The organism is Arthrobacter sp. 9V (assembly GCF_902506065.1).
Classification (GTDB): domain Bacteria; phylum Actinomycetota; class Actinomycetes; order Actinomycetales; family Micrococcaceae; genus Arthrobacter.
Genome location: NZ_LR732925.1, coordinates 1 through 1,521 on the forward strand (window position 1 = coordinate 1; position 1,521 = coordinate 1,521).

Consider the following 1,521-nt stretch of genomic DNA (forward strand, 5'->3'; position numbering starts at 1 on the left):
TGCGTGATCTGCTCCCCCGACGCCGGGTCGACGCCCGAGCGCGTGGTGGTCGTGGTGCGGCGACCACCGAAGGCCACGGCGAGGCTGATGATGAGCAGCACGACACCGGCTGCCATCAGGATGTAGCCGATCAGGCGCAGGTCGACGCCGGCGAGCTGGATGTTCAGCGCGAAGGCGACGATCGCGCCGATGACGATCAGGGCGATGCTGGATCCGATGCGCATGACGCAGTCCTCTCGGGTCGGGGTGGTGCGGCAGACGGTACACGTCCGACAACCCCCGCGCGGATCAGTCGACGTCGACTTCGGCCCACCCGTCGACCCGACCGATCTCGGTGACCCGCACGACGGCCTCGCCGACCTCGTCCGAGGCGTCCAGGTCGATCGTCGCCGAGAACCCGAAGTCCTTGTCGCCCTCGGGGTCGGAGAAGATCTGCCGTGCCTTCCAGACCCGCGGTGATGCCGTGGCACCGCTCTCGTCGAGCACCAGGTACTGCATGGACCGTGCGTCGGCGTCCGTGCCGATGCTGTCGTGCTCCTCGTAGTACTCCTCGAGCACGGTGTCCCACGCCGACCGGTCGAAGCCGGCGGTCGCGTCGAGCTCCCCGAGCCCGTCGATGTCGTCGGCCGCGGCGAGCAGCACCCGCTGGAACAGGGCGTTGCGCACGAGCACCCGGAACGCCCTGGGATTGCCGGTGAGCCGTGCGGGCTGCGGCGGCGCGATCTCCTCGTGTTCCTCGGAGGCCAGCAGGACGTCGCCGTTGAGCAGCGCCTCCCACTCGTCGACGAGTGAGGAGTCGGTCTGCCGCACGACCTCGCCGAGCCACTCGATCAGGTCGTCGAGCTCCTGGGTCCGCTGTTCCTCGGCGATGGTCTGCCGCATGGTCCGGTACGCGTCGGACAGGTAGCGGAGCACGAGCCCCTCGGAGCGGGTGAGCTGGTAGAAGCGCACGAAGTCGCCGAAGGTCATCGCGCGTTCGTACATGTCGCGGACGACGGCCTTCGGGGACAGCTGGAAGTCGAGCACCCAGGGCTGTTCGGCGGCGTAGGCCTCGTAGGCGGCGGTCAGCAGCTCGTCGAGCGGCTTCGGCCAGGTGACCTCCTCGAGCAGCTCCATCCGCTCCTCGTACTCGATCCCCTCCTGCTTCATGCGGGCGACGGCCTCGCCACGCTCCTTGAACTGCTGCTGCGACAGGATCGCCCGCGGGTCGTCGAGCGTGGCCTCGACGACCGAGACCATGTCCAGTGCATAAGTGGGAGAAGAAGGGTCGAGCAACTCGAACGCGGCGAGCGCGAACGGCGACAGCGGCTGGTTGAGCGCGAAGTTCGGTGCGATGTCGACGGTCAGGCGGTAGGCGCCGTCGACCTTCTCGATCACCCGTGCGTTGATGAGGGTCCGGGCGATGACGAGTGCCCGCCGGGCCATGGCGAGCTGCCGGGAGCGCGGTTCGTGGTTGTCGTAGACCAGCGACCGGACGTCGGCGAAGGCGTCCCCGCCACGGGCGACGACGGACAGCACCAT

2 protein-coding genes are annotated in these 1,521 nt (G+C 68.7%); both read right to left on the bottom strand.

What is annotated here, in order from left to right; translation table 11 throughout:
• Positions 1-224: DUF6458 family protein (locus BACI9J_RS22375; protein ID WP_159736616.1), on the bottom strand; the 224-nt coding region annotated here is incomplete at its 3' end.
• A 64-nt stretch (positions 225-288) separates the two neighbouring features.
• Positions 289-1,521: DUF3516 domain-containing protein (locus tag BACI9J_RS22380; protein ID WP_159736617.1), on the bottom strand; the 1,233-nt coding region annotated here is incomplete at its 5' end.